Origin of the sequence: Bradyrhizobium cenepequi (assembly GCF_020329485.1) — a bacterium.
In the GTDB taxonomy this organism is placed as follows: Bacteria; Pseudomonadota; Alphaproteobacteria; order Rhizobiales; family Xanthobacteraceae; genus Bradyrhizobium; species Bradyrhizobium cenepequi.
This window is the reverse complement of record NZ_JAGKJI010000051.1, coordinates 39,769-48,310: the sequence shown is the minus strand read 5'-3', so window position 1 is coordinate 48,310 and position 8,542 is coordinate 39,769. Positions and strand designations below refer to the sequence as shown.

Sequence of the window (8,542 nt, the reverse complement as noted above, 5' to 3'; positions counted from 1 at the left end):
AAACATTCCGCTTCCGCCGTCGGGCAAATCAGTGATTTAACTCCGCGCGTCTCACCCGAAATGAGGGGCGGCTCGCGATCGTCACGAACGTTGCGGTGAGATGCGGTGGACGCGGGTGTCGCGACTGACGAGCGCGGCACTCGCGGACGGCGAAGTCGTGTGGTTCTGGCGCCCCGACGCTGGCGCTAAGTACGCGAGCAGCAAGAGCTGCCGCGGATGACGGTGGCAAGAAAGCCCGGTCACCGGGAAGAGCACGAAGTAAGCCGTAAACCACTGCGCAGGGAAAGCCGGTGTTGCTCCGGTTGACCTGTGGTCCTACCCCCGTGCTTTTTGTTGCACGGGGCCTACGGGTGCGACCGGCACCCGGCTTTCCCTGCGCCCTCTGCTATCGAGGAGGGCGAACGAGACGCAAACCTCGGGCACATCATGCCGCGAGAATATAGACTCACATCCCCTCCGCTATTTGACAATTGAATCAGATCTCTCCTCCCGTCGTCCCGGGCTTGACCCGGGGCCCATAACTACAGGCGTTTGTCCTGTGCTCCGCTGCAACAGCTTGCCTGCGCCACAACATCTTCCTGTGGTTATGGGTCCCGCTTTCGCGGGAACGACACCGGTGCGAGGCGTGAGAGAATCGTAGGATGGGTAGAGCGCAGCGAAACCCATCAGTCGCGCAGCTTGCTCCATCGCGATGGGTTTCGCTTCGCGAAACCCATCCTACGGGGCGCCCGTCACGACAGCCGCATCTCGAGCAGTCGCCTGCCTTCGCCCTTGAGCAGCTTCTTCACCGCGCTGGAGGCGATCACCTCGCCGTTGTTGGCATAGGCTTCGTGATTCTTCTCGATATCGTCGAGGCGATAGAGGTAGTTGACCATGACGCCGGCGGATTCGCGCAGGCCCTTCGGCGAGAGGTCGCCAAGCCAGTTGATACGTTCCAGCCGCGCGCCGTTGCCGAGGTGGAAGCGGGCGACCGAGTCGATCAGCCGTCCCTTGGGCGTGCGCGCCTTCAGGAAGTAATAGGCGGCGAGCGGCTCCAGCAGCGCGCGGAGCTGCGCGGCCAGTTCGGCGTTCTCGAACCAGTCGGGCTTGCCGAGGCTTTCGAGCAGCTGCCGGTCCTCGTCGGAGAGCGGCACGTCGGTCGCCTGCTTCAGCCATTGCATGAAGCCTGGCACCGGCGACAGCGTCACGAAGTTGTCGAGCTTCGGCAATTCGCGGCGCAATTCCTCGACCACCTGCTTGATCAGGAAGCTGCCGAAGGAGATCCCGCCGAGTCCACGCTGGGTGTTCGAGATCGAATAGAACACGGCGGTGCGGGCGCGCTCGACCGGCACCGGCTCACGCTGCTCGGCGAGGAGAGGTGCGATCGCGCCGGGGATCGTCTCGGTCAGCGCGACCTCGACGAAGATCAGCGGCTCGTCGTTCAGCGCGGGATGGAAGAAGGCGTAGCAGCGGCGGTCGACGGGATCGATACGGCGGCGCAGATCGTTCCAGTCACGGATCTCGTGCACCGCCTCGTAGCGAATGATCTTCTCCAGAATATTGGCCGGCGTCGACCAGTCTATCCTGCGCAGCACGAGAAATCCCCTATTGAACCAAGAAGAGAGCAGGTGGGTGACGTCGCGGTCGAGCGACGCCAGGTCCTTGTTGCCTTTCATCAGGTTGAGCAAATCGGCGCGCATCGCCACCAGTTCGCTGGTGCCGCCCGGCGCGCGGTTGAGCCGGCGGATCAGTTCCTGCCGGCGCGGCTCGGAGGCGAAATGCAACTCGCTGGCTTCGCCGTCATCGGAACCCTTGCGCCAGGCCTCGATCGCCTGCATGAGTTTTGCGCGGTCAGGGCCGAAATCCCGCGCCAGCGTCTGGAAGAACGACAGCCGCCCCTCAGCATCGAGATGATGATAGCGGTCGAGCACCTCGCGCGCCATGGCGGTGCCGGACGCCTCGCCGAGGCCCGACAACAGCGCCTCGCACAGTTCAAGAAGCTCGGAGGCATCTTGCTTCGTCTCCAACGAATTGCCTCGCCGCAACAGAGTGCGGCCACGCTCGGAAATCGTTGCAAGCAGGTCGGAGAAAAAGGCGCTGGCCATGGGAAGGATCGAATCCGGTGATGCCAAACGTTACAGAGGATTTAGGTTCCTGCCGACTATAATCAAGAACACCATTTTGTCATGACTTGCCAACGAAGTCTTCCATTCATTCCTTGCCCGCGAATTTTGTCGGCGTCTTGCCGGTCACCTGGCGGAAGGCATGGGAGAACGCCGGAATGCTGGCATAACCGAGATCGGAGGCGATCTGCTTGATCGACACACTAGAATCTGTCGACAATCGTTCGATTGCGGCTGCGATGCGGGCACGCTGGCACCAGCTCTTGAAGCTGAGCTGCGTTTCCGACGAGAACAGGCGCGACAATGTTCGCGCCGACGTGCCGACCTCACGTGCCAGCGTTTCGATTTCATGCTGAGCGGTGGGATTCGCAAGCACGATGTTGGCGGCACGCCGGCAGCGCGGTTCCTGAGGCAGCGGAATAAAGGTCGCAGAGTTCTCGGCCTGATTCAGTTCCAGCATGACCAGTTGCAGCAGAAGTCCGGTCCGCTCGTGATCGTCCCGTCTGTCGAACAACGCCAGGATGGTCTGGTGCAACAGTGGCGATACCCGCACCACGAATTCGGCACCAAGGCTGTTGCCGCGCGTGTTGCGTTTCAGCCAGGGCAACTCGAAATACAGCGTCCGCATCTGGATATCAGCCAGCACGTCGATCGAATGCTCCAGCAGGGCCGGCACCCATACCGCGCGGTCCGGCGGCACCAGCCAGCGGCCCTTGGGAGTCGTCACCTGCATCGTGCCCGCGGCGGCGTAGACCAGTTGCGATTCGCGATGCATGTGGGTGTCGAGGCGGACGCCGCGCCGGTAGTGGCGCGCGACCAGATGCACGCCGTCGTCGGTGGCGCGCTGGCCTCGCAAGATCCCAGCGATTGGCGTTTCGGCGACAGTCATTGGCGACATCCCGTCAGGACAAGTCCCTATAACCTAGTTCGGAAATCAAGAGGATTCCCAAAAAGACCTTCCAAAAGGGATCGAAACAGGATCAACACATGAACAACCCCGGCCGGGTGATCGCCTTCGTCAACGCCGCCCATTTCATTGACCATTATTCGATGCTGATCTTCGCCGCCGCCGTCATCGTGATGGGGCCGGCGCTCGGCATGGCCTATTCGGAATTGCTGCCTTACGCCACCCCGGGCTTCATCGCCTTCGGCGCGGGCTCGCTGCTCACCGGTTGGCTCGGCGACCGCTGGAGCCGCCGCCATATGATGGTGATCTTCTTCATCGGCATCGGGCTATCCATGGTCTCGGTTGGCCTCGTCTCGACCCCGCTGCAGCTCGGCGCGGCGCTACTCGCGATCGGCGTGTTCGCCTCGATCTATCATCCGGTCGGCACCGCCATGATCGTGTCCTATGCCGACAAGCTCGGCCGCGAGATGGGGCTGAACGGAGTCTGGGGCAATCTCGGCGTTGCCTCCTCGGCGCTGGTCACGGGCGTGATCGGCCAGTATCTCGGCTGGCGCTTTGCCTTCATCATTCCCGGCGTCGTCACCGTGCTGCTCGGCATCACCTTCGCACTTGCCGTGGTGCATGAGGATCGCAAGGGCAGCAAGCAGGCCGCTGCGCAAGCGCGCGTCGCGAAGAAGGACATGTGGCGGGTGATCCTGGCGCTCCTGATCGTGGTGATCGCGATCTCGACCACGTTCAACGCGGTGACTGTGGCGCTGCCGAAACTGTTCGCCGAGCGGCTCGCCGACCTGACCAGGAGCCCGGCGCTGCTCGGCGTGATCGCGGCCGGCGTCTATGTGTTCGGCGCGATGACGCAGTATACGATCGGCAAATTGCTCGACCGCCATTCGCTCAAGACGGTGGCGCTGCCGCTGTCCTTCATGCTGGCGCCGTTCCTTTATCTGGCAGCGACACTGTCGGACCTGCCGCTGATCCTGGTGTCGATCGGCATCGTGATGGGCGCTTTCGGTCAGGTCACGGTCAACGATGCCATGGTCGGCAAATACACCAGCGAGGAATGGCGCTCGCGCGCCTATGCGGTGCGCTATTTCGTCGGCTTCACCGCGGCCGGCGCCTCGGTCGGGCTGGTCGCCTGGCTCTACGAGCAGGGCGGGTTCGTCACCATGTTGCATGCATTCGCCGCACTCTGTCTATTGGCGATTGCGGCGGCTATTATCCTGCCCAATGAGATCAGAACGCCGGCGCCGCAGCTGAACTGAGCATGGGGATATTTTGTCGCGGACACGCAAGCTTGATTGATATGTGAAGTACATCACTTCATGCGCCGCACAATATCTGGCAAGCTTGTTCCGGGTAAGGAGTGTGATAGGCTCTTTATGGGTAGACCTTTAGGTTTCGGGGGCTGAGGCTGATTGCGCCTTAACGCTGTATTTGCGGTTATTGGAGCCCAACCGATCCATGGGTGAGATTCGCGACTTCAAGTCGGGAAGGCAAGAGCGGCCGCCGGGCGATCCGACGCCGAGGCGTCTTGCTGCGATCGTCGCAGGCGACATCGCCGGCTACAGCCGACTGATGCAGGTCGACGAAGAGGGCACGCACAACCGCGTCAAGCGGATCGAGCGTGACCTGATCGAGCCAACCATCGTCGAGCATCACGGCAGGCTGGTGAAGACGACTGGCGACGGCTTCATCGCGATGTTCGACAGTCCGGTCGAAGCCGTCCGCTGCAGCATCGTGATCCAGCAGAACCTGGTCGGCCGCAATGCGGCGGTGCCGAAGGACTACTGGATCGAGTATCGGATCGGCGTCAATCTCGGCGACGTCATCATCGAGCCTGACGACATCTATGGCGACGGCGTCAACGTTGCCTCGCGCCTCGAAGGCATCGCCGAGCCGGGGCAGGTCTTCATCTCCGGCGGCATCTACGAGCAGATCAAGCACAAGCTGGTGTGCGGCTACGAGTCGCTCGGCGACCGCAAGGTCAAGAACATCACCGACCCGGTGCGGGTCTATCGCGTGCTGCCGGACGCTTCGGCCTTCCACCGCACGCGCCGGCGGCGCGAGAACATCCTGATCTTCCTGCTCAGCATCACGCTTCTGATTATCGCCGGCGGCATTCTCTGGTCCATGCTGATCCCGCGGAGCGAAAAGGTGGCGGACCGGACGCCGGCGCCAGTGTCATCGCCGTCGCCTGCGGCATCCCCGAAGGCGGCCGAGCCGGCCCCCGCCCAGAAGCAGGCGACAGCTCCTGCTGCCAGTCCCACAGCGCAACCACAGCCGCAGCCTTCCGCGAGCCCGGCCGTGACTGCGATCACCCCGCCGCCGCCTGCGCGGGAGCCCGAGATGGTTTCGCTCCAGGGCGGCAGCTTCTCGATGGGCAGCAATGATGATCCGTCGGAACGGCCGATCCGAAGGGTGACGATCAAGCCGTTCTCCATCGGCAAATATCCGGTCACGGTCGGCGAATGGAACGCGTGCGCCGCCGCCAACGTGTGCGGCTTCACCGCGACCGGAAACGACGAGGCGCCGATCACCAATGTGAGCTGGAGCGATGCCAAGCAGTACGTCACCTGGCTCGCGGACGTCACCAAGAAACCATATCGGCTTCCGAGCGAAGCCGAATGGGAATTCGCCGCTCGCGGCGGAACGCAGGCCAAATATTGGTGGGGCGACCAGATGCAGCTGGGCATGGCCAGTTGCAAGGATTGCGGCGACAGCGCCGCCGCCGAGCAGCCGATCAAGGTCGGCAACTTCAAAGCCAATCCGTTTGGCCTGCATGACATGGGCGGCGGCGTCGACCAGTGGGTAGAGGATTGCTGGCACAAGAACTACCAGGGCGCCCCGACCGACGGTTCAGCCTGGCTCGGGGGAGACTGCACGTCCCATGTGCTGCGCTCCGGTTCATGGAAGAATGACTCGCGTTATGTGCGGCCGGCCAATCGGGACAACTACGACACCAACGTTCGGTATCCGACCCATGGCTTGCGGGTCGCGCTGTCGCCTTAGTGTTCGGATCGGGGAGGGGGCAATGAAAGTCGCGCGCACGCTTCTGATTTCGGCGGTCTTGTCGTCGCTTGCGAACGTCGCGCAGGCGCAAGACAAGCCAGCGCCAAAGGACGCGGTCCTGTATTTTGTCTGGCCGCAGAATGGCACGACGATCAAGGGGGCATTCTGGTGCCGCTTCGGCCTGCGTAACATGGGCGTGACCCATGCCGGCGACGAGTATCAGAACAGCGGCCATCACCATCTGCTGATCGATGTGAACGAGCCGCTCAATCCGAAGGAGCCGATCCCGTCGGACAAGTCGCATCTGCACTTCGGCGCCGGCCAGACCGAAGCGCGTATTGAGCTGCCGCCCGGCAAACATACTTTGCAGCTCGTGCTCGGTGACGCCAAGCACTATCCCTTCAACCCGCCGGTCGTCTCGGAGAAGATCACGATCCGCGTCAGATGAGTGTGTTGCGTCTCGCAGGCCTTGTTCTCGCAGCCGCCATGATGGCAGCGCCGGCCAGTGCTGACGCGCTGAAGGACGAGATCGCTCCGGCCGGCAAGCTCCGTGTCGCGATTGCGATCAGCCCGGCGGGTGGCGCGTTCTGGTGCACCAAGACCGAAACCGGCTATGCCGGCGTGCCGGTCGATCTCGGCAAGGCAATGGCCGCGCGGCTCGGCGTACCCGTGGAATATATCGTGCACCAGAATTCCGGGCAGATCACCGATGCGGCCTCGAAGGGCACCTGGGACGTCACCTTCCTGCCCAAGGATCCCGAGCGCGAAACCAGGATGACGTTCGGCCCGATCTATGAGGTCGCGGATGCCACTTACATCGTCAAGCCCGGCTCGACGGTGACGAATTTCGCAAGCCTCGACCAGCCGGGCATCAAGGTCGCTGCCGTCAACAACACCACGACCATGCGCGGCGCGATCGCGCACCTGAAGAATGCGAAAGTAACCGGTTATCAGACTTATGACGAGATATTCAATCTCCTGAAAAGCGGCGACGTCGACGCGTTCGCACTGTCGCGCGACCAGCTCAATGCGATGGCAAAGAAGATTCCGGGCACGCGCGTGCTGGATGAGACCTTCAAGCAGACGGTGACCGCGGTCGCGGTCCCGTTGAACCATCCGCTGTCCGCGGCGTTCGCGACCAAGTTCATGACGGAAGCCGCTGCCAACGGCACGCTGCGCAAGGCCTATGACAACAGCGGGCTCAAGGACGCGCCGATCCGGACGAAGGCCAAATAAGGCGCACCGTCCTCAACGTGCGTGCCATATGAGCAGCTTGCCCAAATCGAGGGCAGGGCATTCGGCGAGCCGGCGCGCGGACACCTGCAATCCCGTTAATTCCGCGCCGTTTTCCAGCAATCGGCGAAGACGGCTGTTGGCACATCCATTGCTTTTAGGTCCACCAGTCAATGACGACTGCCGTCCGTCGGATTGCCTTGGCCAGCGTTGGCTGAAGGCGCAGGGATCAAGGCGACCTTATCAGGGCGCTACGAGTGGTCATTAAAGACGCCACCACATCCCTGTTCCAACCGGGCTCCGCCAACCGCAGCGTCGCAGCAGGAATTGTCTCATTCCTGTCGCGCCGTAAATCCGGCGCGTGTCCAGGACGGTCCACTCATCCTTCATATCAGCGCCGCGGCCAAGCCGTGGTGCCCTGTGTTTTGCGAATAAGGGGAACTGGAATGGCTTATCTCGTGCCTTCGGAATTCGTCACCAAGATGGTGGACGCTGGCGAGTCGAAGATCTTCATGTCCACGCGCGACACGGTGATCCGCGCCTACATGGCCGGCGCGATTCTCGCCCTCGCCGCGGCCTTTGCAGTGAGCGTCAACGTATCGACCGGTGTGCCGATCGTCGGCGCGGCGCTGTTCCCGGTCGGTTTCTGCATGCTCTATCTGTTCGGCTTCGACCTGTTGACCGGCGTGTTCGTGCTGTCGCCGCTCGCCTGGATCGACAGGCGGCCGGGCGTGACGCTCGGCGGCGTGCTGCGCAACTGGGGCCTGGTGTTCATCGGCAATTTTGCCGGCGCCTTCACGGTGGCCGTGATGATGTCGATCGTGTTCACCTTTGGCTTCTCTTCGCCGCCCGACAAGGTCGGCCAGATCATCGGCACCATCGGTGAAAACCGCACGGTCGGTTATGCGGCGCACGGCGCGGCGGGCATGCTGACGCTGTTCGTCCGCGGCATGCTCTGCAACTGGATGGTCTCGGCCGGCGTGGTCGGCGCGATGGTCTCGACCAGTGTCAGCGGCAAGGTGATCGCGATGTGGATGCCGATCATGCTGTTCTTCTTCATGACCTTCGAGCATTCGATCGTGAACATGTTCCTGTTCCCTTCGGGGCTGCTACTCGGCGGCAAGTTCACGATCATGGACTATCTGATCTGGAACGAGATTCCGACCGTGGTCGGCAACCTCGTTGGCGGTCTCGCCTTCACCGGGCTGACGCTCTACGCCACGCATGTGAAAACAGCGCCGAAGCGCGAGCGCCAGCGCCTCGCAGCTTGATCTTTGTGGGCAGACGGATCCCT

Annotated in this window: 7 protein-coding genes; 5 read left to right on the top strand and 2 right to left on the bottom strand. The window is 62.5% G+C overall.

Translation table 11 applies throughout. The features are described from left to right. Positions 1–731: 731 nt before the first annotated feature. Positions 732–2,084, bottom strand: coding sequence for a malonyl-CoA decarboxylase (locus tag J6497_RS33590; protein WP_225708499.1), 1,353 nt, complete (start codon positions 2,082–2,084; stop codon positions 732–734). 106 nt (positions 2,085–2,190) lie between these two features. Beyond that, positions 2,191–2,991 (bottom strand): AraC family transcriptional regulator, encoded by an 801-nt coding sequence (locus J6497_RS33585; protein ID WP_225708498.1) that lies wholly within the window; start codon positions 2,989–2,991, stop codon positions 2,191–2,193. A gap of 98 nt (positions 2,992–3,089) precedes the next feature. On the opposite strand from J6497_RS33585, the gene J6497_RS33580 reads away from it, so the two are divergent. The 5 genes from J6497_RS33580 (at position 3,090) to J6497_RS33560 (ending at position 8,519) form a co-directional block, all read left to right on the top strand. Next, a complete protein-coding gene (locus tag J6497_RS33580) occupies positions 3,090–4,268 on the top strand; it encodes an MFS transporter (protein ID WP_225708497.1) in 1,179 nt (392 codons plus the stop codon). A gap of 199 nt (positions 4,269–4,467) precedes the next feature. Then, positions 4,468–6,015 carry an SUMF1/EgtB/PvdO family nonheme iron enzyme gene (locus J6497_RS33575; RefSeq protein WP_225708496.1) on the top strand — a complete coding sequence of 516 codons (1,548 nt, stop codon included), beginning with the start codon at positions 4,468–4,470 and terminating at the stop codon, positions 6,013–6,015. Between the two features lie 22 nt (positions 6,016–6,037). Further along, positions 6,038–6,463 carry a DUF4399 domain-containing protein gene (locus tag J6497_RS33570; protein ID WP_225708495.1) on the top strand — a complete coding sequence of 142 codons (426 nt, stop codon included), beginning with the start codon at positions 6,038–6,040 and terminating at the stop codon, positions 6,461–6,463. Continuing rightward, a complete protein-coding gene (locus J6497_RS33565; protein WP_376708311.1) occupies positions 6,460–7,251 on the top strand; it encodes a transporter substrate-binding domain-containing protein in 792 nt (263 codons plus the stop codon). The genes J6497_RS33570 and J6497_RS33565 overlap by 4 nt, the downstream gene beginning before the upstream one ends. A gap of 443 nt (positions 7,252–7,694) precedes the next feature. Continuing rightward, complete coding sequence (locus tag J6497_RS33560) at positions 7,695–8,519, top strand: formate/nitrite transporter family protein (protein WP_225708494.1); 825 nt, start codon at positions 7,695–7,697, stop codon at positions 8,517–8,519. Positions 8,520–8,542 lie beyond the last annotated feature (23 nt).